This is a genomic window from Aliiroseovarius sp. F20344, from assembly GCF_023016155.1.
Lineage (GTDB): Bacteria > Pseudomonadota > Alphaproteobacteria > Rhodobacterales > Rhodobacteraceae > Aliiroseovarius.
Genome location: NZ_JALKBG010000003.1, coordinates 257002 through 279389, shown reverse-complemented (window position 1 = coordinate 279389; position 22388 = coordinate 257002). Strand labels below are relative to the sequence as shown.

At 55.9% G+C, this 22388-nt stretch carries 19 protein-coding genes; 7 read left to right on the top strand and 12 right to left on the bottom strand.

Annotation, left to right across the window (positions count from 1 at the left end; all coding sequences use genetic code 11):
- Positions 1–34: 34 nt before the first annotated feature.
- Together MWU55_RS01845 and MWU55_RS01840 are read right to left on the bottom strand one after the other, a co-directional pair.
- A complete protein-coding gene (locus MWU55_RS01845; protein WP_246933998.1) occupies positions 35–1243 on the bottom strand; it encodes an ABC transporter substrate-binding protein in 1209 nt (402 codons plus the stop codon).
- Complete coding sequence (locus MWU55_RS01840) at positions 1240–1875, bottom strand: CDP-alcohol phosphatidyltransferase family protein (RefSeq protein ID WP_246933997.1); 636 nt, start codon at positions 1873–1875, stop codon at positions 1240–1242. The genes MWU55_RS01845 and MWU55_RS01840 overlap by 4 nt, the downstream gene beginning before the upstream one ends.
- Positions 1876–2051: 176 nt before the next feature.
- Between MWU55_RS01840 and MWU55_RS01835 the strand changes: the two genes are divergently transcribed.
- From MWU55_RS01835 to MWU55_RS01820, 4 genes are all read left to right on the top strand, one after another.
- A complete protein-coding gene (locus tag MWU55_RS01835; RefSeq protein ID WP_246933996.1) occupies positions 2052–2879 on the top strand; it encodes a bifunctional allantoicase/(S)-ureidoglycine aminohydrolase in 828 nt (275 codons plus the stop codon).
- A gap of 96 nt (positions 2880–2975) precedes the next feature.
- Complete coding sequence (locus MWU55_RS01830; protein ID WP_246933995.1) at positions 2976–3965, top strand: glyceraldehyde 3-phosphate dehydrogenase NAD-binding domain-containing protein; 990 nt, start codon at positions 2976–2978, stop codon at positions 3963–3965.
- A gap of 181 nt (positions 3966–4146) precedes the next feature.
- On the top strand, positions 4147–5925 hold the full coding sequence (locus MWU55_RS01825) for a LuxR C-terminal-related transcriptional regulator (protein WP_246933994.1): 1779 nt from the start codon (positions 4147–4149) through the stop codon (positions 5923–5925).
- Between the two features lie 138 nt (positions 5926–6063).
- On the top strand, positions 6064–6348 hold the full coding sequence (locus MWU55_RS01820) for a hypothetical protein (RefSeq protein ID WP_246933993.1): 285 nt from the start codon (positions 6064–6066) through the stop codon (positions 6346–6348).
- A 153-nt stretch (positions 6349–6501) separates the two neighbouring features.
- Here the strand turns inward: MWU55_RS01820 and MWU55_RS01815 are convergent, their stop codons facing one another.
- The 10 genes from MWU55_RS01815 to MWU55_RS01770 form a co-directional block, all read right to left on the bottom strand.
- Positions 6502–7974, bottom strand: a complete 1473-nt coding sequence (locus MWU55_RS01815; protein WP_246933992.1) for a protein adenylyltransferase SelO — start codon at positions 7972–7974, stop codon at positions 6502–6504.
- A 12-nt stretch (positions 7975–7986) separates the two neighbouring features.
- The gene (msrA, locus tag MWU55_RS01810; RefSeq protein WP_246933991.1) at positions 7987–8493 is read right to left on the bottom strand and encodes a peptide-methionine (S)-S-oxide reductase MsrA; all 507 of its coding nucleotides are present in this window, start codon (positions 8491–8493) and stop codon (positions 7987–7989) included.
- Positions 8490–8936, bottom strand: a complete 447-nt coding sequence (gene msrB, locus MWU55_RS01805; RefSeq protein ID WP_246933990.1) for a peptide-methionine (R)-S-oxide reductase MsrB — start codon at positions 8934–8936, stop codon at positions 8490–8492. Before msrB ends, msrA begins: the two co-directional genes overlap by 4 nt.
- Before the next feature lie 107 nt (positions 8937–9043).
- Positions 9044–10282, bottom strand: coding sequence for an FAD-binding oxidoreductase (locus MWU55_RS01800; RefSeq protein ID WP_246933989.1), 1239 nt, complete (start codon positions 10280–10282; stop codon positions 9044–9046).
- Positions 10283–10309: 27 nt separating this feature from the next.
- Positions 10310–11242 (bottom strand): proline racemase family protein, encoded by a 933-nt coding sequence (locus tag MWU55_RS01795; RefSeq protein ID WP_246933988.1) that lies wholly within the window; start codon positions 11240–11242, stop codon positions 10310–10312.
- A gap of 27 nt (positions 11243–11269) precedes the next feature.
- On the bottom strand, positions 11270–11416 hold the full coding sequence (locus tag MWU55_RS01790; RefSeq protein WP_246933987.1) for a hypothetical protein: 147 nt from the start codon (positions 11414–11416) through the stop codon (positions 11270–11272).
- A gap of 382 nt (positions 11417–11798) precedes the next feature.
- Positions 11799–12854: a hypothetical protein gene (locus MWU55_RS01785; protein WP_246933986.1), complete on the bottom strand. Its 1056-nt coding sequence runs from the start codon at positions 12852–12854 to the stop codon at positions 11799–11801.
- A 12-nt stretch (positions 12855–12866) separates the two neighbouring features.
- Entirely contained in the window at positions 12867–16313 is a 3447-nt protein-coding gene (locus MWU55_RS01780) for a D-Ala-D-Ala carboxypeptidase family metallohydrolase (RefSeq protein ID WP_246933985.1), read from the bottom strand.
- A gap of 15 nt (positions 16314–16328) precedes the next feature.
- Positions 16329–18521, bottom strand: a complete 2193-nt coding sequence (locus tag MWU55_RS01775) for a hypothetical protein (RefSeq protein WP_246933984.1) — start codon at positions 18519–18521, stop codon at positions 16329–16331.
- 187 nt (positions 18522–18708) lie between these two features.
- Positions 18709–19587 carry a MurR/RpiR family transcriptional regulator gene (locus MWU55_RS01770; RefSeq protein WP_246933983.1) on the bottom strand — a complete coding sequence of 293 codons (879 nt, stop codon included), beginning with the start codon at positions 19585–19587 and terminating at the stop codon, positions 18709–18711.
- A 123-nt stretch (positions 19588–19710) separates the two neighbouring features.
- Here MWU55_RS01770 and MWU55_RS01765 point away from each other — a divergent pair, with 123 nt between their 5' ends.
- From MWU55_RS01765 to MWU55_RS01755, 3 genes are read left to right on the top strand one after another with little or no spacing between them, the layout of a single operon-like run.
- Positions 19711–20487 (top strand): N-formylglutamate amidohydrolase, encoded by a 777-nt coding sequence (locus tag MWU55_RS01765; RefSeq protein ID WP_246933982.1) that lies wholly within the window; start codon positions 19711–19713, stop codon positions 20485–20487.
- Positions 20488–20495: 8 nt separating this feature from the next.
- Positions 20496–21068 carry a TRAP transporter small permease subunit gene (locus MWU55_RS01760; RefSeq protein ID WP_246934474.1) on the top strand — a complete coding sequence of 191 codons (573 nt, stop codon included), beginning with the start codon at positions 20496–20498 and terminating at the stop codon, positions 21066–21068.
- Positions 21065–22384 carry a TRAP transporter large permease subunit gene (locus MWU55_RS01755; RefSeq protein ID WP_246933981.1) on the top strand — a complete coding sequence of 440 codons (1320 nt, stop codon included), beginning with the start codon at positions 21065–21067 and terminating at the stop codon, positions 22382–22384. The genes MWU55_RS01760 and MWU55_RS01755 overlap by 4 nt, the downstream gene beginning before the upstream one ends.
- The last annotated feature ends 4 nt before the right edge of the window (positions 22385–22388 follow it).

Sequence of the window (22388 nt, the reverse complement as noted above, 5' to 3'; positions counted from 1 at the left end):
ATTTGCCCCGCACATCACGCGCGGGGCAAGCCCGTTATTGAACGCCGTAGCGCGATTGCCAGTCATCCGCGATGCGGGTCATCCAACTGGGGTGCGGTTCGTCTTGCACTGTGCCAAGCTGAGCAGGCGTCAGGGTCGCAATTCCAAGGTCGAGCGCATTGAACCGCGCACGATCCTCGTCCGATAGGGCAGCCATGTTCAGGACGGTGCCGTAGCCCAGCACATTGGGATCTTGTGCATTTGCCTGTGCCTCGGGCGACATCAGGAAATCGGCCAGAACCATCGCACCGGCTTTCGAGCCCGAGTTATACGGGATCGCCACGAAGGACGCGTTTCCGATGGTGCCTTTATCCAACACGAAGGTGCGCACGGTGTCGGGCAGTTCGTAGTTGGCAATGGCAGTCGATGCTTCGGATGGTGAGAAGCTGATCGCCAGATCAACTTCGCCATCATTCATCAGCTGAATTTGACGCGGGCCATTGGCGGGATAGGCGCGACCCTCGCGCCAGAGCGTGGGGGTCAGTTCCTCAAGGAAGCTCCACAACGGCGCGGTGACGGTGTCATAGCTGTCATCCGACACGGGGGCTGCAAGGGCAGAGGTGTCCTCGGCCAGTTCAACCAGCATTTGCTTCAGGAAGGTGCTGCCCAGAAAATCTGGCGGCTGCGGATAGGTGAAGCGACCGGGATGTGCCTTGGACCACTCAAGGATCGCAGCGGCCGAGGGCAGCGGGGCAGGGATGTCCGCCGTGTCATACATGAACACGACCTGCGCCATGGCCCATGGGGCCTCGAACCCTTCGACTGGAACGGTGAAATCGGTGCGGACTGTTTTGCCGTCAGCATCGACATACTTCCAGTTCGGAAGTTGCTCGGCGAAGGGTCCAAACAGCAATCCAGCCTCTTTCATTGAGGCGAAGTTGGCGCCGTTAATCCAGATCATGTCGATTGCGCCATCCTTATCCTGCCCGGCCTGCTTTTCGGACAGAACGCGGGTCACGGCATCGGCGGTATCGGTCAGCTTCACATGCTCCAACCTCACGCCGTAGCGGGTTTCGATCTGATCCCCCGCCCATTCGATGAAGGCGTTGGTGGTGGGCGAACCACCCCATGCGTTCCAGTAAACGGTTTGGCCTTTGGCTTCGGCCACGACGGCGTCCCAATTGGATGGGTTTGGATCGGCAGCACCGGTAAGGGGCAGCATAGTGGTCGCCAGCAAATTGGCGGCAAAAGCGAGGTGTTTCATTCGGTCTCCTGTTGGTCGGATGAAAGTTGGCCAAATGCTTGATACGCGCCATAGACGCGCAGGATGGCAGTGGCAAAGCAAAGAATGCCGAACGCCCATGCGAGCGGCATAAAGAAACGGGGGACAAGGCAGAGCAGGACGAAGAACGCGATGGTTTCCGTCCCTTCGAGCAGCCCATTTGAATAGTAGAGCGACTTCACCCCTTGGGTGCGGGTCTTGATCCCCTTTTTCTCGGCGAGGATGGCATAGCCAAGAAAGCTGGCGCCGTTCACGTAGAAGCTGAGAAGCAAAAACGCGCCTGCGATGCCGTTTGTGCTGGGGTCAAACAGGATAAAGCCGAAGGGGATCGCGCCGTAAAACAGAAAGTCGGACGCGATGTCCAAATACCCGCCGAAGTCGGTCTTGTGGGTGGCGCGGGCAACGGCTCCGTCCAAACCGTCGGCAAGACGTGACAGAATGATAAGGACCAATCCCATGGTGAATGACCCCATCGCGATTGCAACGGCAGCGGCGATCCCGACCACCAATCCAGCAAGCGTGACCGAATTGGCGCCAACACCAACACGTGCCAGACCCCGCCCCGCCATGTTCAGCGGCGGATCAATCAACTTGCGTGCGTAGGCGTCTAACATGACGCAGTCCTTTCCCGTCACCAATCTGTCGCGGTGTTCGATTGATATCTGGACCAAATCTGCATCCAACGTCCATCCAGCAAACGAAAACGTGAGCAATCGTCATAGCTTCGGCACGAAATAGCTTGGAGCTTCCAGCGTCTTGCGATTGAATAGGGCGTTCTCAGGAGGCCCGAATGACGAAACCGACCTATTATGTACCCGAGGGGGGATTACCCCCTCAAACGCAGCTTTTGACGGATCGTGCTGTTTTCACGGATGCCTATGCGGTTATTCCTAAGGGTACGTTGTCAGATATCACGACCTCGGCCTTGCCACACTGGTCTGACGCGCGGTTTTGGGTCTTGGCGCGCCCGCTGTCTGGCTTTGCTGAAACATTTTCGCATTACATCGCCGAGGTCGCACCGGGCGGAGGCAGCACCCGACCAGAAGACAATCCGCAAGCCGAGGCTGTGTTGTTTGTTGTCGAGGGGGAAGTGTCCCTTACGATTGATGGAGCTGAGCATAAATTGGTCACCGGCGGTTACGCCTTCCTACCGGCTGGTTGTCCTTGGGCTTTGACGAACGCCTCGGATGCGGCGGCCAGCTTCCATTGGATCCGCAAAGCGTACCAATCCGTTGATGGGGTGGATGCGCCCGAGCCATTCGTGACCAGCGACGCCGTTCATGATCCGATCCCAATGCCCGGAACCGATGGCGCATGGGCTACGACACGTTTTGTCGACCCTTCCGACTTGCGCCATGACATGCATGTGAACATCGTGACGTTCCAGCCTGGCGGTGTCATTCCTTTTGCCGAAACCCATGTGATGGAGCACGGGCTTTATGTGCTGGAAGGCAAGGCGGTTTATCGCTTGAATCAAGATTGGGTCGAGGTTGAAGCAGGTGACTACATGTGGCTTCGCGCGTTTTGCCCGCAAGCATGTTATGCAGGCGGACCCGGTCCGTTTCGATACCTTCTTTATAAGGACGTGAACCGACATATGTCGCTTGGGAAACTCTGATCACACAAAATTTGATCAAAATCTCGAAACTAATCCTTGAACCAAACCCGCATATCCCCTTCTGTGGGGATAATATATGCGCGCGAAGGACACGTCATGGCACAGAAAATCCGCATCGGATTAAACGGTTTTGGCCGCATTGGCCGATCGATCCTGCGCATCTTGGCTCAAGATGCTGGCCCGTTTGAGGTTGCGTTCATCAACGACATCGAAAGCTTGGACACCTGCGCCTACCTGTTCAAATATGACAGCGTATTTGGTCCGTTCCCGGGTGAGGTATCGGCTGGTGATCAGGCGTTGTTGATCAATGGGCAATCCATTCCCTTCTACGACCGTTCCGACATCAGCGCGATGGATCTTTCGGATGTGGACGTAGTTCTGGAATGCACCGGCATGGCGGGCAAACGCGCGGTCGCCGAGCGTGGTCTTGCTGCGGGCGCGCGCAACGTTTTGATCTCGGGTCCGTCGTCCGAGGTTGATGTGACTGTCGTGCTGGGGGCAAACGAAGATCAGTTGTCGGGGCATCGGATTGTGTCCAACGCATCTTGCACCACCAATGCGCTGGCCCCTCTATTGAAGCTTCTGGATGACAAATTTGGCGTGATTGGCGGGCATATGACGACGGTGCATTGCTATACAGGCAGTCAGCCCACAGTGGATAAACCACGCGAGAATGCGGCACGATCCCGTGCGGCAGCGCTGTCGATGGTCCCGACCACGACCAGCGCCCACAAGCTTGTTGGGGACGTCTTGCCCGAGCTTCAGGGCAAGATCGAGGCCCGCGCGATCCGTGTGCCCACGGCCTCGGTTTCCTGTATCGATTTGACCGTGCGTCTGAGCACTGAGGTCAGCGAAGCCCAAGCCCGAGCATTCCTGAAACAGGGCGCCACGGGCCATGTTCTTGGGTGGACAGAGGAGCCGCTTGTGTCGTCTGACCTACGTATGAGGCCCGAAAGCCTGGTGATCTCGGGCCCGGAAACGTCGGTATCGGAGGGCGGCTTGCTTCGGGTCTTCGGTTGGTACGACAACGAATGGGGGTTCTCGCACCGCATGTTGGATGTCGCCCGTTTGATGGCGCAGAACTAAGTCAGTTCGAAGGGTTGAGCGGTGTGAGTCTACACAGCGCATGCGTGAATATTGGCTGCGTCAAGGGGTGTTTCAGTCGGGATTCCCGTAAGGCTTCGGCCCTTGGCGGACATGCAACCCCTTGCTACCATAGCCTTATGCGAACCCAGCGCTATTTTGCGCTATAGATGATTGTTTTGCCATGACTGAACCCGCACATCCAATGTCGGGCGGTGATGATGGTCTGACAGGAAGAACCCGCGACGAAGCGATTGAGCGTCTTTACGATGTTGCGCTTGATCCATCACGATATGAAACGCTTCTGGATCTTTGGGAGTCAGCCCTGAAACCGCTACGCGAAGGCGTGGATTTATCCGCGCCTCGGCTGCTCGACGATCATACGATTTCAAGCCATTTCGACCGAGCGGGCGCGTTTTTGGACCGGCTGGATCAATCCAGCACACAAGACCAATTGAATGCTGCCATTGCGCCTTTCGATAAGGTTGCAGCCTTTCTGTTGGATCAGAAGGGAAAGGTTGCAGCGGTGAACGGCGCCGCCGAACAAGTGTTGGGTTTGGTGCTGGGCGACGACATTGCAAAGATGCGCGTGAATCCAGAGGATGTGGAAAGCATCCGGGTTGCCGCGCGCCTTTTGGTTACGGATGAAAATGAAAACACCGCCGTCCTTCGTTTGCGCTCGCGCGAGAAAGGACATTTCGTCGTCGTGCGCTTGCAGGAAGTTCAGGTGGGGGACCGTGGCGCATACGTCCTTGCCGCGTCCTCCGAAGTCAGTTGCCCCGACGGGTTCGAAGACATCCTGAAACGGGCCTTTGACCTGACGGGCGCGGAAGCAAGTGTTGTACAAAACTTGGTCGAGTGCTGTTCGGTTAAAGAGATCGCTGAACAACGAGGACGCTCGGTCGATACCGTCCGCGCACAGATCAAATCCATCCTCTCCAAGACCGAAACGAAAAGCCAGATCGAGCTGGTGCGCCTGGCGCTTTCCGTGATGGATATGTCAAACCTGACGATCAAAGCAGATCCCGGTCCGCGCATTGTCAGCCGTGGTTATGCGACGCTGGAAGAACGCCCATTTCAGACGCTGATCACCCCTGATGGGCGGCGGTTGGACTATCTGGTTTTGGGGGATCCGGCTGGAAAGCCCGTTTTGTTCCTACCCTTGGATTATGGGCTGGTCCGTTGGCCAGCGTCGGCCGAAGCAGAGGCCAAAACCCGTGGCATCCGCGTGATTGTCCCGGTACGTGCCGGATTTGGACAGTCTGACATGGTGCCTTCATCTGTCGACTATGACGAAACTGCAACCCGTGACACGCTTCAAATTCTCGCGGCTGAAGGCGTTCGGCGCTGCCCCATCATCTCGCTGGGATCAGACAGCCATTATGCGTTTTCGCTTGCCGGACATGACGAGGTTGAATTGACCGCGATCATCGCCTGCGCAGGTGTTCTGCCGATGACCAATCGCGCACAATATGAGCGCATGGAGAAGTGGCACCGCTTTATTTTGGCGGGGGCAAGATATACGCCGCACTTACTGCCCTTTATGGTGAAAGCCGGGTTCTATCTTGCGCGGAAAATCGGGAAACGCGGGTTTATCCATGCTGTCTATGGCAACAATCCAGCCGATATTGAAACCTTTGAAAATCCAGAGGTTTTTGAAGCAATGGTCACAGGATCAGAGACCGCGCTGACCGACACACATTCATCCCATGAAGCCTTTTCGCGCATGGTGATGGGGGAACAGCAAACCGATTGGTCCTTCAGGGTTCAAGCTCAGAAAGGACGACTGCCAGTCATCTTCATGAATGGAGCACAAGACCCACAGGTGCCGCTTGCCACTTTGGACGAGTTTCGTGCGGATTATGATTGGATCGACTTCCGTCTTTATGACGATGCTGGGCAACTTGTGTTCTTCCGTCACTGGCGGGATGTCTTGGACGAGGTCGAAAAACATCTAGGCTAAAGCGTTTTACCCTAACTTGGGTATGACGACAGACCGGGCACCTCGTAATCTCATCATTATTGATATGAAGAGGTTTTTAAGTTGCCAGATATTCTCGAAATTTTTGCGGGATACCCATGGCTCCTTCAAGTTGGAGGAGTGATTGGATCGGCCATCTATGTAGGTGGGTTCGCAATGGTTCAATGTGGGTACACATGCGGCAATGGCGCTGGGTATTCGCTGTCCAAAATAGTGGCAGCGGTGCTTGTGCTGGCCAGTTTGATTGATGCGTTTAACCTGGGTGCTTTCCTGATCCAGGTCGGATTCATCTTCTTCGGATTGGTTGGAATGCTTCGTCGTGGGGAAACATTACGTTCCACTTCGTCACGTCACCGGGAATTGCACCGAAGCGTGACGCGTTTTCCCGCGACCGAAGCGTCTTGATGGCGCTGTATACATCAGTTTGTGCTTTGCAAACATCTCAACCGGGGGTGGGTCAGAGTGTTGTTCAAAGCATAAGTCATGGGCGAAGTGGCGCGTCCATGTAAGTGCTCGGGGTCGTCAATTCCCGTTGGCGATCCCGAGACTCAATCTCACTCAAGTACCGCAGAACGTTGTATACGGCCCGAACCCATCTGGGGCAGGCAAGGCATAGGCGTCAGCGCCCTCTTGCAGTTGGAAAGGCGTGCTCAGCACCTCAAGCAATCGATCAAACGGCCCCATGTCACCATCGGACGCGGCGGCCAAGGCTTCTTCGACCAGGTGATTGCGCGGGATGTAGATCGGGTTCACCGCATCCATTGCCGCCGCGCGTGTATCATGCTTGCCGTCATGTCCTAGCCGGTGCTGATAGCGCGCGATCCAGTCCATGGTACCCTCGACTTTCAGTATCCCTTTCAGAGCCTCCGCATCGCCGTCCGCCACACGCGACAACGCGCGGAAGGTCTGAGTGTAGTCGCTGCCGGCCTCTTGCATCAGGGCGTGCAAGTCGTTTGTCAGATCTAGATCCTCGTCCCGCTCAGTGAACAGTCCCAGCTTCCGGCGCATCCCGTCCAACCAATGCTGTTGGTACTGCTCGGGGAATGCCTCTAGCACCTCCATCAGCTGCGCGATGGCGGCGTCCTGATCTTCCGGGTTGATCAGAAGGACCAGCGTTTCCGCGAAGCGTGCAAGGTTCCACTGCGCCAGATTGGGCTGGTTTCCGAACGCATAGCGTCCTTGCCGGTCGATTGAGGAAAACACGGCATCCGGGCTGTAGGCATCGATAAAGGCGCAAGGGCCGTAGTCGATCGTCTCGCCGGATATGGTCATGTTGTCGGTGTTCATTACGCCATGAACAAAGCCCACATGGACCCATTCTGCGATCAGATTCGCCTGACGATCTTGGACTTGCCGGAACAGCTCAAGATACGGAGAGTCTGCCGCAGTCGCGTCAGGATAGTGGCGAGCAATGGCATAGTCGGCAAGCTTTCGAACACGAGCATGATCCCCGCGCGAGGCAAAGAATTGGAACGTCCCAACGCGCAGATGTGAAGACGCTACACGCGCCAGAACGGCGCCCTGTTCCGGGCCGTTCTGGCGCAGCACCATTTCCCCTGTGGTTGATGCCGCCAAGGCCCGCGTTGTGGGAATGCCAAGGGCGTGCATCGCTTCGCCCATTAAGTATTCGCGAAGGACCGGACCCAACACGGCTTTGCCATCTCCGCCACGCGAAAATGGGGTTTTGCCAGATCCTTTTAGGTGGATGTCACGACGCTGACCGTTGAGATCAATCAGCTCGCCGATCAGCAGGGCGCGCCCGTCTCCAAGTTGAGGGGAGAACCCGCCAAATTGGTGCCCGGCATAGGCCATGGCGATCGACGTGCCCCCTTCGGGTGCGCGCATCCCGGTCAGCTCTTGCGCGCCTTCGGGTGTCAAAAAGTGGTCCGCATCAAGCCCAAGCTCTTCCGCCAATGGGTGGTTCAAACGAAGGACGTGTGGCGCAGGCACCTGCGCGCCTTGCACCGTCACATAGAAGCCCTCAAGCTCGCGGGCATAGCTGTTGTCGAACTGCAGCGGTGGTTTGGCCATCCGTGTTACGCTCTACTCAGCCGCATCGCGCTTGGGCAAAACCCAGTCGGGGCGGGCGAAGTGGCAGGTATAGCCGTTCGGCAGGCGCTCCAGATAGTCTTGGTGTTCTGGCTCTGCCTCCCAGAAATCTCCGGCGGCTTTCACTTCGGTCACGACATTGCCGGGCCACAGCCCGCTGGCATCGACATCCGCGATGGTGTCCAAAGCAACCTGCTTTTGCTCGTCCGACAAATAGTAAATGCCTGAACGATAGCTCGTGCCCAGATCATTGCCTTGACGGTTCAACGTGCTTGGATCGTGGATCTGAAAGAAGAATTCCAAGATCTTACGATAGCTGGTCTTGGTCGGATCAAACCAGATCTCAATCCCTTCTGCATGGGTACCGTGGTTGCGATAAGTGGCATTCGGGACGTCACCGCCCGTATAGCCAACCCGCGTTTTCGTCACGCCGGGCAGCTTGCGGATCAGATCCTGCATGCCCCAGAAACAGCCACCGGCCAGAATTGCGCGTTCAGTCATGAGCTCTCCTCCACAAGGTCAAGATAGTCGCCATAGCCTTCGGCTTCCATCTGGTCTTTCGGCACAAACCGCAGCGAAGCCGAGTTGATGCAATAGCGAAGCCCACCGGTTTCGCGCGGGCCATCGGGAAAGACGTGGCCCAGATGGCTGTCACCGTGCTTGGAACGCACTTCGACCCGATCCATTCCAAACGTGCTGTCGCGATGCTCGGTCACATGGGCTGTCTCAATCGGGGTCGAGAACGCAGGCCAACCGCAGCCAGAATTAAACTTAGCCGAGGACGCAAACAAAGGTTCGCCTGAAACCACATCGACATAGATGCCGGGTTCATAGTGCTTATCATACTTGCCCGAATACGCCCGTTCCGTCCCGTTTTGTTGGGTGACCCGGTATTCTTCCTGGGTCAGACGATCAATGGCATCCTGAGTTTTCTGATAACGCATGGTGGTCTCCTTCAGTTACCAGCAGGATATGGGGTGTCGCGCGCAAAATGGAAGCACCGTTTGAAGCACGCCTGCGTGATCGTTCTGTAACGCTTTTGGATGCCCATTTAGAAACGGGTTGGCGAAAACGGTTCAAGAGATAGGGCGGGTTTTGCCCCCAGAGCGAGATCCGCAACCAGTTCAGCCGTGCCCGCCGATTGTGTCAGCCCAAGATGTCCATGACCAAACGCATACATCACGCGTGGATTACTGGGAGAAGTTCCGATAACCGGCAAACTGTCTGGCAAAGACGGGCGGTATCCCATCCATTGCGTACCGCCTTCTGTCCGCAAACCGGGCAGAAACTCCTGCGCTTTTTGCAGCAGGATTTCTGCGCGTTTGTAATTGGGTGGCCGCTTCAAGCCGCCAAGCTCAACCGCGCCACCCACGCGCACGCCACCACCGATTTTCGACGCGACAAAACCATGCCCGCTGAACGTCAGGTGAGTGCGAAGATCGAACGCGCCTGGTGGTAATGTCGTGTTGTAACCACGCTCTGTTTCCAGCGGGATACGATCACCAACGTGGTGTGCAAGATGATGCGACCATGCGCCTGCCGCAACAATCAGCCGTGACGTTTCAATGGGGCCATCAGACGTTTCGACCCGAACTCCAGTCTCGGACGAGGCGAGGCCCTGAACCTCGGTAATTTGAATCTGACCGCCAAGGTCACTGAGAGCTTGCGCAAGGGTCTCTGCCCAGACCTTCGGGTCGACAGTGTTCAACCAATCCGGAGTGAACACCGCGTGGGTAAAGCGTTTGTCCAGCCCCGGCTGGTACTCCGCAATTATGTCCGAGTTTGTGAGGTGCGTGGCGTTGAACCCATGTTCCTGCCGCAGCTTCCATCCGGGAAGCGTGCCACGATACTCTTTGTCGCTTTCGTAAAGCGCCAGCTGCCCATCGCGCATGATCAGATGCTCGCCGTCGATCTGCGCCAGCTGCCTTTCAAAAGCAGCTTTGGACAGGTGCATCAGGTCTGCCTGTGCCAACATTGAGGACTTGTAGCGATCAGGCCAGCTGGCGCGCCAAAACCGCAACATCCAAGGCGCGATGTGAAGCGCATAGGCGGGCGGGATCGAAAGCGGGCCCAGCGGGTCCATCAGCCACTTTGGCGCTTTCATCATGATGCCGGGCGTGGCCAAGGGAACAATTTCCTGAAAGGCAAATGCGCCTGCGTTTCCTTGCGACGTCTCACCCGCGACGCCTTTGCGATCCAGCACGCGGACTTTCTGGCCGCGGCGCGCAAGCTCAAGCCCGATGCTAGTGCCAACAATTCCAGCACCAATGATTGTGATTTCGTCAGACATCTTTGACCTTCAAGAAAGCGGTGGTGGTTAGGTTCGGATACCATCCTTGAAGGGATCGCGCGCGTCAAAAATTAAGCGGCTTTCAGCCATGATGTAGGCTTGTCCGGTGATCGTCGGAATAACGCCACCATTCGGACCGGCTGTGCAGGATAGACGGTAAGGGCTCCCAATGACGCTCTCCTGTACGATCTCTTCCCCGTACTGAAGCCGCCCATCCGCGACCAAGCACGCCAACCGCGCAGAGCTTCCTGTTCCACAAGGGGAACGGTCATAGGCGTCGTCCGGGCACAGCACGAAGTTGCGGCTGTGCATTTCCGGGTTTGGGGATGTGCCCTGAAAGATCACATGATCAATCGGTTCACTGTTTTCGCCGCCGATCTTATTTGCATTCGCCGTGTCGCGAATGGCAATGGCCGCATCAGTTAAGGCACGTATGCTTCCGGCGTCGACTGGAAGGGGCGCGGGATCAAGAATGAAGAACCAATTGCCGCCATATGCAACATCGCCTTTTACCTGGCCAAGGCCGGGCACATCCAACATCACACCCGCCTGAACGCGGCGGCTTTCGATATTGGTCACGGTCACGGTATTTGCGTCAGACAGTTCGACCTCGACCACCCCGACGGGGGTTTCGATGCGGTGCCGACCAAGACCGATACGCCCCAAATGGTAAAGCGTCACGGCAAGCCCGATTGTGCCATGCCCACACATTCCAATAACCGCACCGGCATCAAAGTAAATCACGCCCGTAACGCAGCTTTGGTCCACGGGTTCAACCAGCAAAGCGCCGACCATCGCGGGCTGCCCGCGCGGTTCAAGCATGACCGACAGGTAAAAGTCTTCGTGGTCGTCCGCCAAGCGCTGGGCGCGTTCCGATAAGGGGCCACGCCCTAGATCCGGCCCACCATCCAGAATGACCCGAGTTGGTTCGCCGCCGGTGTGGCTGTCGACAATGTTCATAAAGGATTGAGCCTGAGACTGTTGCGGTTAGTGCAGCGTACTATGCAACTTGTCACCAGAAAAGACCGTCAGACCGGTCGTGCCCATAACTTGTGCAGAAACTGCACGGGCAACGACCGGATCTGAGCCAACGGCATCGAGGCAATCCTCGACGCGCAGACACACATTTAGCATGCGCTTGGCGCTTTCTTTCAGTTGATCGTCTGTGAATCGTGTTGCCGTACCGCAGGGGTGAAGGGCGCAGCGCATTCTTTTAGATGGATTGTTGAAGTGTTCACATTGGCAGAGATGCCATAAACTCTTTCGAGCACCTTACAAAACCTTGTCGAAGGTGCGAGCGTTCCATTGATTGAAATGTCCTGATTCATAGATAATTAATTGTAAGAAAGCCGGATGTCCGCGAGTGGTACAAAGCAGCTTATTTAATTTTGGATACAAAAATCCAGAAGAATTACGACGACCTCGCGTAAACTCTCTACTCGCTAGATTTAAGGGTTAGATATTCCACAAATAATAGCAATGCGTGGTTGATTTGGTTTGTTTCCAAGCCAAGATCTTACCCGCCGAAGCCAGACAAACTTCCGAACGATCCAATGGCTCCTGTCAGAATCGGGGATACGATTGCGATGATGGCCTTTAGCGCATCCAGAGTTGCGATGCGTTGAATGTCGAAGCCCGCAACATCTTCGGCTAGCTCTGGCGTGCCAGATGCTTTGACAGCGTCGTGAAACGCATCAATGCGCACTTTCAAGAACAGGCTTACTGGAAGGTAATAGGACAAGATTAGCACGGAATAGGTGACCCCGCGGTAGATCGATAAAGAGCCGACAAGCTGCTCATGCGCTTCGCGCATGTCTTTGTCCAAGATCGCATCGCCGGGCCAGGCCATCCAGGAGATCATCAGCACCATGCCAGTGGTCAGAAGTATCCCCGAGCAGTACAGATAGCGTTGCGTGCTTTCTTGTGCGGACTTCAAAATCACCGCCTCTTTCTCAAGATCTGAATGCGTTGAAGCCCCCAAAGCAGATGGTCGGGATAGTGCAAGGACCATACCCGCGATCACGGCCCCTGCAGACAGAGATGTAAACAAATTCGCCCGGTCCAGCAGGTATTCCATTGCGTAGAAAGCGCCTTGCTTGTCGCAATTGTCTGGCAAGCTGCCACCTGCTTCACAGCCTGGCAAGCTAGCCGTTAGCATCACCTCGAAATACAGGTTTTCCCCAAGCAAGGTATGACTATCGAACCCGGCGGGCATCCACGCGGGTTCAAAGGTCGAAAAGCTAAGTGAAACTGCGATGACCCCCACGATGCCCAGCAGGGTTGTCAGGATCGATCGGCGTGTATGCCGGGAAAGAAGCTCGAATGTAAAAACGGCGGTCACGGATATGGTCGCCCCTATGAAAAAGAAGAGCGATGCCAGAAAGCGGTAACGCGCGCTAAGCTCGATCAGCTTGGATTGGGCCTTTAACTCAAGCCCTTCCAGATGGACCGAGGTGTCGCCAAAAGTGCCAAGCAGGTACTCGGCGGCGATTAAGACAACCACCGGAAGCAGCATGATCAGCAAATAGCGCGGATCAATTTGCAGCTTTGATATCTCCGTCGCGCGCGTCATATCGTTCTCCGTTCAGCCCAGCTCAATATCGGCAATCAGGGTCTTGCGCGTGTCCGCAAGTTTGTCGCGAATAATGTCTCTCACATCGGAATAGACATCCGGACTAAGCGAGAGTTTCTGAGCGGAAAGCCAGTAGTCGAGCTCGTTTTTGCCCCAAGACACAAACAGCACGTTCTGCTTGCGATCCTTGAAGGTGAAGTTGAACGCGCCCAAGGCCATGCTGATGATTTCGCCTGATGCTTCGGCGCTACCGATCTGAAAGTTGCCGCCGGTTGAAGATGAGGTTTCGAAGTCAAACAGTTTAATCTTGCCGTCATCCTGCGTCAGCCCGCGCAAAGCTTCGATCGCGCTTTGCACGATGCGGAACTGATTGCCGGTGGCGACCTGTGCAAGCGTGGACAAAATCACCTGATCAAAGCTGCCATTGCCTTTCATCTTCTGGCTTGCCTCGAAGGGCGCTGCTTCGCGGCTCCACCCAAGCAGGCTGAGCATTTCCATATAGTTGGTAAACCACGCGTCGCGTTCTTTCACGGGGTCAAAGACTGCATCCGCTGCGCGCTGAGCGAACAGTGTGGACAACAGGACGTCCTCTTTCTGCTGCGGCGTGAGGTTTTCAACGAACGAGATCACGCTGGACGCATTCACCGCGGATTGAAGCGCTTGCTGCGAGGTGGCCATGGTCGCCGTCGGGTCAAACGCATCACCGGATCGCATTGTGGGATCAGCGAAGGCCGACCGGGGGGTGCTTCCCGGCGCTGACCGAGGCTTGGCGAGTATGGTGGAAATCAGGATCGCAATTCGGTCGGCGAGATTGGGTTTCTCGTCCGGAATGCGGGATACCTGGGGTCGGTCTGGCTTTTGCGGTGCGCCCGGAACATGCGGCAAAAGCGGAGACGTGTTTGGAAGCCGGCTGTCGCGAAACGCTGGCGGCCAAGTGGCATTGGTACCGCGCGTATCGATATGGGTGAAACTGTTGTAACGCCCAATCCCGCCATTGAAGAAGCCTTCCTTGTCACGCAGCCAGCGAAGAGCGGTCGCGACTTCGGGTGCGGCCATGCCTGAGACTTTGAAGTCCAGCGCCCGAAACGCCATGTGCTGGCTGGCTTTGGCCCCTCCGATACACTTGTTATAGGCAGGACCCCGATACGCGTTGGTGATTGCAATCGGTTTGCCCAAGCGATCGCGCAAATGGTCGATGGCCTGTGCGGTCTTGGCGATGTTGGTCCAAAGGTTACGTGGCGGATAACGGTTCTTTCCGTGACATGACCCGCCGGGCGTGCTGTGCCCGCCGCCGAGGACAAGAAACTCGTCAGTCGAGAAATTCCTTAATCCGAGCGACCGAATGAACGCGTCGAAATCTGCGTAATCTGGCCAGTGCAGTGCAGCAGAGCTGTTGCGAAACCCTGCGCCACGCGCCTTTGCATCCAGTATGGCACGCACGTCGCTGTCTGGGATCTGGTCAAGTTCGTCTCCTTCCTCATCCTCGGCGCTGACGCGCGATCGGCCGCCGCCTGTGTCGGGTGTTGATGATGCGAATGTTGTATGCGCGGCCCGATCTCCTTCGCCGCGCAACAAAGTGAAGGGACGATCCGTGACGAAATTTGGGTCCTTCAATAATGGTTCAAACAGCTGCGGGTTCTGGCTGTCGCTGTTGATCTCATCATCAATCGCTGTACGGAACGCGTAATAGTCACCATTAAAACGGCCATCGTCCCAGACCTTCAATAGCGCCCCGGTGAAGGCCCCGTTGTTGGCTCCGTCCATGGCAAACTGCGTGTCTTTGCAGGCACCAAGGTTCAGAACAGACGCTTGTATCGGGCTGGACAGCGGCGCGGTCATCACACTTTCCTTCAAAGCGCTGTAGGATTTCGACGCCTCGCGATAAGCCGCTTCGTTCGCGCGCCATACGCGGTCCTCGATGTGCAGGGGCATTGCTCGCACGCTTGGGTTTATCGCCATTGGGCGGCCAAACAATGTCGCCGGTGCAGTTGGTCCAAACCGCGCCATCGAGCCTGAGTGGCAGGTGTCCGGAACAAGCAAAACCCGCACGCCTGCGCGGAACTTGGTCCAGAGCATGTAAAGCTCGTCATCGGCAATCTGAAAATCGAAAAGACACAGGGTCTCGTCCATCTTCTCATCGCCATCATGGTCTTCGTCCTGATTGAAATCAGGCACACGCCCGCCATGACCTGAGACTGTGAACAGGAACATATCGCCGGCCTTCAGTTCTTCGGCGGCCCGTTCAACTTGATCTACCACGTTTTGACGGGTTGCGTCGGTGGTCAGAAGCCGCGTGGGTTCAAACCCTTCAGACTGTGCCAATGCCTCCATGTCCAACGCATCCGCTTCGCAGGCGGTTAGCTTGCCGTCCCAGCCATCATAGTGGTTGGGATCCACGGTGTTCAGTCCGACGTGCAGAGACAGCCCTTTGGGTGCCCCACCCGCGATTGTAACAGGTGCAGAAAGCGAGCTAGCAATTTCAGCCGCACTGCCAAAGGGACCGCCCACCACCGGGGCAGGGATGTCTTGCGCCACAACCTTCTTGATCTCGGCTTCGAATTTCTTCGCAACGTCGAGGTAGCCTTCATTCGTGGGGTGCAACCCGTCGTGCCAGCGGTCGTCCCCGACGACGCCACGACAATCGATATAGGTCGCGTTGGGAACGGTTCGCGCCAAGCGCCTTAGCCGCCGATTGAACTGATCCATCATCTCGGCGGCAATGGCTTTTTGCAGTCCCTTGTCCTTGATGCCACGCGACTCCATCGGCTTGCCCAGCCAGCGGTCTTTGTTCGGCACCGGATAGTCGTAACCGTGGCAAAACACGCTAACATGCGGGAAGTGCAGTTCTACGTCGCGAAACATCCGACCATAGTGACGCAGCGCATCGTCCAGAAGTGCTTGGAACGAAGGCAGAAGGTAGTCGGCAGGCTTCAGGACCGGGTCAAATTCTTCCAAATGCGAGGCAAGCGCGCCGCCCGCCACAAGGTCATTGCCACCCCCGGATAGAAGCAGGATTTCTCCGTTCTGTTCACGCAGAGATTTGATGTACTCGCGCTTATCCGCCATCCGCTTCAACAGATCCCCGGCAGCACCCAGTGAGTAGATTGCGTAGGGCTTCATCAGGTGGTCGATCGTGTCCTTCAGAAGCAGCGGAAATTGAAACCAGCTGTCCCCTTCGGACACGATGATTGGACCGTCATATCCTTTGCGAATTCTGTCGTGGAACTTGCCTTTGCGGGAAAGCCGCGCAAACCAATTTGCAGAGTTCATTGCAGCCGCTGTCCGTTGGGCCGCATCTGCGCCACGTGGGATTTTAACCGTCGCCGGGTTCAGCTTAAAGTGAGGGTCAAAGGCGCCGGATTGTCCGTCATCCAGCACAAAATACTGTGCCAGTTCCTCTTCGTTCACGTCAGGGTCTGCCAGCTTGGACATCAATTGCTCAACTGAGATTTTGGCCATCGGTCTTCTCCTCTATCAGGTCACACGTTTCTGAAATCCTTTGATGCACTCGAAAATACTGTTGGTGATGGTTTGGTCGTCGTTCAGCGTGGATTGCTGAATGCGCTCAAGATCATGTTTCTGGTCCAGAATTCGGTTCAGACGGAAAACTGCGCCGCTGGAAACAGCCGCATCGTTTTCCGCCAAGCTCGCCATTCCTAAGAATGGGCGCGCCTTCAGATAGGCCCCCGCGTCGGGTGCATCCGTGCCGCGCGGAAGGGGATATCGATCTTCGAACGCATTCGACACCAGATGCAGCACGGACTTTCCGTACCCTCCGAAACACACCCGTTCTTCCAGATCTTCGGTTGGGATATAGATGCGTGCTGGAACCTGATCAGCGGCTTTTAAAAGCGATTGCACAACTGGTTTGCGGGACGTCGTCTTGCGTCGTCGCTTGCCGTCCAATGCGCCGTTCATTTTGGCAAACCGGGGAAGCAGGACATTTTGGGCCCGCGGTAATCCAATTGCGGGGTGGGCCAGGTGCATCGTGTTAAACCACGTTTCACGGAAATCCACACCGGGCTGAGAGAAAGGAGGCGGCATGTCGGGTCTGAGCAGAGACAGCATCTCATGCACCATGAGCGCACCCGCGCCTTCCGCGACGATATGCAGTTCGCACCCTGTCTGTTCTTTCAGGTCAAGCAAGCTGTGCAGGAAGTCGCCAACGACACCCGTGTCCGAATAGCTGCGGTCAAGATGACGTTCAAAAGGCAGCTCACCCGTGCCTTTCAACGCACGCATGGCGCTCATCTCAATGTCACGCCAGAAGGCGCGCCCAACCCCGCGCACGCGGTTTTCGATCAATTCATCCAGATGCTCTGCAGTTTCGCCTGCTTGCGACATGCAGCTGTCGAACAGGCTTTCGAGCACCTCTAACGACTTCTCGACGAAGCTGTTGCACCAGAAGATCGTGTAGGGATAAAGCCCCAAGGCTTTAATGGCATTTTTGCGGGCGACTGCGGCAGAAAAGGCCGGCTTTATCCCTTCAAGGCTGCCGGGGATCCATAACAAAATCCCGCGGTACTTCTCGGAATCAGACGGATCAGCTTTTGGGTCGAGCTTGGGCGCAAGATGGGTCTGGGTACGTGACCAGCCATCGTTAAACGATGGGTAAGACCCGGTGGAAACATGATAGCCGTCATCCAAATGCATGTAGTGCCCAACTAGTTCAAAGCACGGTGTGGATCCTGACCGGATTTTCCCAACGACGCCTTTGCTGCCTTTCTCTCCGACCGAAGCGCCAAAAGCCGCTGGCGCTGGTACCCCAAGACGTAGCACCCAACCATCAATGACATTGCGGGCCCAGTCATCGTAGTTCCAAAGTCCGATTCCAGCTTGCCCTTGATAGCCACCCCATTCCGGCCCCCATGAGTTCAAGACGTGAAATCCGTGTTCGTCATAACCAGTCAGCACAAAAGCATGCGTGCCCATTTTGCCCTTGGACGGGGGCCAAGTGATCACTCCGTCATTGTCGGGGACGGCCTGAAGCCAGCCATCATGCACATTGGCACTGACCAACACGGCCTGTGCGTCATTCAAGGCGGCGTGGAAGTGGTTCAGGACGGAGGCCAACCGGAAATAAGCACCCAAACCAATGTCTCGGGCATTTCGCGCTTGCTCCACACTGGTGAAGCGTCGGCCAGCATCCGGACCATCCACCAGGTAGCTTTCGCTTTGCCATCTTGTGGCGTCAGGCGGTGTCGAGGCGAAAGGCCAATCAAGGCATGCGCCGTGGTGGTAAAAGCCTTTGATCGCCGATCGCAGAGTTAAAATGCCTTCCCGATCATCCGCTTTCATCGCTTCAAGTGCAGGATACCGATCATGGAAGTGTGCCATGCGATACAGCATGTCTGCGCTGGTGATATCATCTGTCAGTGCCGAATTGGCTCTGTCGGATGCGCCACCATTGACGTGTTGCAGATGCCGCTGGATGTCGATCAGATTTGCCAGCGCATAACCGACGCAACGGCCAGAGTTGCCCTGATTGCGCACGGAAAAAGTCGGGTGACGCAAACCTCCGTTATCCGGCGGCGTCAGCAGGTTTGAATCCAAGGAAAGTGAGCGTTTCAAGATCGCCAGGTTTGGCACATAATCTTGATCCCGCAGATCAATCCAATCTGCACGGACCCCCATTTCACCAACAAATTTAGTATCAATTTCGGACATTCGCGCACGCGGCCCAAATTGGAATTTGCAATTAAATTTAGAAGACTAGTGAAGGCATTCTATCACAATGCAGGGTATTCTCAAAATCTACGACGATGCCAAGCGTACGCTGGCAGTGGTTTTGGATGCAGCACCATCTACTGGCGAAGGTGAAATCTGTTTTCTAAAACCGGCGAGCAGCCCGTGGCTAGCCTGAGCTTCCACCGCCGCTTTGGCCGAATTTCCGGAATAGTTTCGTGCGATCAAATGCCTCTTCCAAAGCATCGGTTCGCTGTTTCACGTCGTCCCAAAGGCGTTCTTGCACCTCGGCAACGACGCACTCCAGAAGAACCAACAAGGCTGCCATGGAATCCCAGGCTGATGGGGCAGCAATGCGCGCGCTGAATGTATGGCGTGCCAACCGATGTATCGGGGATCGCCACTGATCTGTAAACAGCACGATTTCGGCTTCGCGTTCGTGACACAACTGGCCGATAACAAGGGTCGTGTTTTCATACCGCCGCACGTCCAAGGCGATCAGCACATCACCCTTTCGGATGTCCAAAAGCTCATGGGTCCAAGAGGCCGAGAACGGCAACAGCCGCACGTCAGGACGGATCATCTGAAGGTGCAAATACAAATACTGCGCAAGCGTGCCAGTAATGCGCCCCCCGGTGATAAAGATCCGGCGATTTGGATCGCAAAGCAATTTGCACAAGGCGTCAAACTCTTCTGGATCCACCTCGTCCAAACTGCGTTTCTGGTTCTCAAGCGCTTGCCGCGAATACCGGTTCAGCGTGTGTTCTTCCGGTAGATCGGTTTTCCACACATCCCGCTTCGCCACGGGATCCGAGATCATCTCTTTCAGCTCACGCCGAAGTGCAGCCTGAAACTGCGGATAACCGTTGAACCCAGTTTTCTGCAGAAGCCGCGCAACTGTTGTTGTCGAAACCGAGGCGCTCGCGGCCAGCTCGGTGATGCTGCCAAGTCCCGACAGCGGATAGTCGTCCAGCAATACGTTCAGAAGCTGGCGCTCGGACGGCGTCATTTCATCGCGATGTTGCAATAGCTGATCAGTGACACGCACGAGAGGGCTTCCTTTGGTTTGGGTTTCATCATTCTGTCAAGAAACCAACACATAAATCAAGGGTGGGGAAATTGTTACGGAAAATTATTGACACAGCAAAGTAAGCTGTGGAACTTTTTCCAAATGGAATCGCAAAAGTTGATACGCGAATTTGGTCCAGCAGTGCATGTGGACCTATCAGGCAATTTGCCTGATGTGGTCGTGGTATGTGAACACGCGTCAAATAGGGTGCCAGATCATCTTGAAAATCTTGGATTGGACGAAGAAGCTTTGACCCGTCACATAGCTTGGGACCCTGGCGCGTTGCCAGTTGCCCAAGCTTTGGCAGACCACATGTCTGCCTTACTGGTCTACGGCGGCATCTCGCGGCTTGTATATGACTGCAATCGCCCACCCGAAGCTGCCGACGCCATACCGGCGCGTAGCGAGGTTTTCGACATACCAGCAAACACGGGTATCTCCGAAGCAGACCGGGCGGCACGGGTGCGCAATGTGTATCAGCCCTTCTCGGACACGCTTGCCGGTCAGATCGTTAAGCATCGGACCAGCCTTGAGCTGATGGTCACCATGCACAGCTTCACCCCGACCTATCGCGGTCGTGAACGCGAGGTGCAGATTGGCATTTTACATGGCGATGACGACCAAATGGCACAGGCCATGATGCGTACAATCCCTGCAGATCTAGAGCTGAATGTTCAGCTGAACGAACCCTATGCGGCTGTGGACGGGGTGGCCCACACCCTGAATGTTCAGGCTGTTCCGCATGGTCTGCCCAATGTGATGATCGAGGTGCGCAATGACCTGATCGAAGCATCGATGCAGCAGGCTGAAATGGCACGAAAACTTGCGGACTGGATCGCCACAGCGAAAGCCTCCTTGAATGAAGGGAGTGCCAGTTGACCCGCTTCATGACCGGATATGTGCATGTCGTCGACGCCGTAAACTATCGCATCGGACGCGTGATGATGTGGGGTCTATTTGTAATGATGGGGATCCTGCTATGGTCCTCGATTTCGAAAACGTTCTTACTGCCGTCACTTTGGACGCTTGAAATGGCGCAGTTCGCGATGGTGACCTATTACATCATGGGTGGTCCATATTCGCTCCAGATGGGGTCGAACGTGCGGATGGACCTGTTTTATCACAATTGGAACGACCGCAAAAAAGCGTGGTTCGACGCCTTCACGGTATTCTTCTTGCTGATCTATCTGGGTGTGTTGATCTGGGGGGGCGTCGGATCGACCGCCTATTCGCTGGGCTATTGGGGCGACGCGCCGTTTTCCTATTTCTGGGGGTTGATTACGGGGGCCGAGGAAATTGGGCGGCTCGAGCGATCCTCGACCGCGTGGCGCCCCTATGCTTGGCCCATCAAATCCATCATGGTCATCGGCTTCTTCCTGATGCTGCTTCAGGCCATTTCCGAACTGTTCAAAGACATCGCCCGCATTCGCGGCAACGAGATTGGTGTGACACGCGCATGAGCCAAGAATATATCGCCATTTTCATGTTCGCATCGATGATGCTGATGCTGTTCACGGGGCAACGCGTGTTCGGCGCGATCGGAGCCGTGGGCGCCATTGCGGCGCTGTCGCTTTGGGGCGTTGGCGGGCAGGACATCCCGTTTTCGGCCGCGATGAAGCTGATGAAATGGTATCCTCTTCTGACCCTGCCGATGTTCATCTTCATGGGCTACGTCCTAAGCGAAAGCCGTCTGGCAGACGACCTTTACCGCATGTTCCATGTATGGATGGGCCCGGTGAACGGAGGTCTTGCGATTGGCACCATTGGTCTGATGGTTCTGGTCTCTGCCATGAACGGGCTAAGCGTCGCGGGTATGGCCATCGGGGCGACGATTGCTCTGCCGGAATTGCTGCGCCGGGGCTATGACAAGATCATGGTCACGGGGGTCATTCAGGCTGGGTCCAGTCTGGGGATCCTCGTGCCGCCCTCGGTTGTGCTGGTGCTTTATGCGATGATCGCGCGCCAGCCTGTGGGGCAGCTGTGGCTGGCAGGCGTACTGCCGGGGCTGATGATGGCCTCACTGTTCATCATCTACATCTGGTTGCGCTGTAAAATCCAACCGCATCTTGGACCGGCGATGGAAGACGCGCACGAGGTTTCGCGCGCCGAAAAAATCCGTCTGCTGGGTGCGGGCGTGCTGCCGCTGGCCATCTTTGCCGCGATGATGGTTCCGTTCGTGAATGGCTGGACCTCGCTGGTGGAAAGCTCGGCTATTGGAGCGTTGACGGCTTTGTTTGCCTCGGTCGCCAAGCGTCGTATGACGTGGCAGATCTTCGAAACCTGCACCAAGCAGACCCTACTGATTTCCTGCATGTTCATGTGGATCATTCTGGCAGCACTTGGTTTTGGCGCCGTCTTCGATGGGTTGGGCGCGGTCAAGGCCATCGACAATCTGTTTACCGAACAATTGGGGCTGAATCCGTGGGTCATTTTGATCCTGATGCAGCTTAGCTTTATCATTATGGGTACGTTTCTGGATGACACCGCGATGTTGGTCATCGTGGCGCCGCTTTACGTGCCCTTGGTCAAAGTGCTTGGCTTCGACCTGATCTGGTATGGGGTGCTTTACACCATCACCACCCAGATCGCCTATATGACGCCGCCCTTTGGCTACAACCTGTTTCTTATGAGGGCCATGGCACCGCCAGAAATTGGGCTGGGGGACATTTACCGTTCGATCGTGCCATTCGTCCTTATCATGGTGTTGGCTTTGGCAATCATCATGACCTTCCCCCAAATCGCTCTTTGGCTGCCCAATTATGTGTATGGAAAATAACGAT

Coding starts and splice junctions, on each gene's coding strand:
- MWU55_RS01760 (WP_246934474.1), top strand. CDS start 20,496: ATGACCGGATATGTGCATGTCGTCGACGCCGTAAACTATCGCATCGGA.
- MWU55_RS01785 (WP_246933986.1), bottom strand. CDS start 12,854: ATGACGCGCGCGACGGAGATATCAAAGCTGCAAATTGATCCGCGCTAT.
- MWU55_RS01800 (WP_246933989.1), bottom strand. CDS start 10,282: ATGTCTGACGAAATCACAATCATTGGTGCTGGAATTGTTGGCACTAGC.
- MWU55_RS01795 (WP_246933988.1), bottom strand. CDS start 11,242: ATGAACATTGTCGACAGCCACACCGGCGGCGAACCAACTCGGGTCATT.
- MWU55_RS01845 (WP_246933998.1), bottom strand. CDS start 1,243: ATGAAACACCTCGCTTTTGCCGCCAATTTGCTGGCGACCACTATGCTG.
- msrB (WP_246933990.1), bottom strand. CDS start 8,936: ATGCGTTATCAGAAAACTCAGGATGCCATTGATCGTCTGACCCAGGAA.
- MWU55_RS01775 (WP_246933984.1), bottom strand. CDS start 18,521: ATGTCCGAAATTGATACTAAATTTGTTGGTGAAATGGGGGTCCGTGCA.
- MWU55_RS01790 (WP_246933987.1), bottom strand. CDS start 11,416: ATGCTAAATGTGTGTCTGCGCGTCGAGGATTGCCTCGATGCCGTTGGC.
- msrA (WP_246933991.1), bottom strand. CDS start 8,493: ATGACTGAACGCGCAATTCTGGCCGGTGGCTGTTTCTGGGGCATGCAG.
- MWU55_RS01780 (WP_246933985.1), bottom strand. CDS start 16,313: ATGGCCAAAATCTCAGTTGAGCAATTGATGTCCAAGCTGGCAGACCCT.
- MWU55_RS01765 (WP_246933982.1), top strand. CDS start 19,711: ATGGAATCGCAAAAGTTGATACGCGAATTTGGTCCAGCAGTGCATGTG.
- MWU55_RS01815 (WP_246933992.1), bottom strand. CDS start 7,974: ATGGCCAAACCACCGCTGCAGTTCGACAACAGCTATGCCCGCGAGCTT.
- MWU55_RS01840 (WP_246933997.1), bottom strand. CDS start 1,875: ATGTTAGACGCCTACGCACGCAAGTTGATTGATCCGCCGCTGAACATG.
- MWU55_RS01825 (WP_246933994.1), top strand. CDS start 4,147: ATGACTGAACCCGCACATCCAATGTCGGGCGGTGATGATGGTCTGACA.
- MWU55_RS01835 (WP_246933996.1), top strand. CDS start 2,052: ATGACGAAACCGACCTATTATGTACCCGAGGGGGGATTACCCCCTCAA.
- MWU55_RS01830 (WP_246933995.1), top strand. CDS start 2,976: ATGGCACAGAAAATCCGCATCGGATTAAACGGTTTTGGCCGCATTGGC.
- MWU55_RS01755 (WP_246933981.1), top strand. CDS start 21,065: ATGAGCCAAGAATATATCGCCATTTTCATGTTCGCATCGATGATGCTG.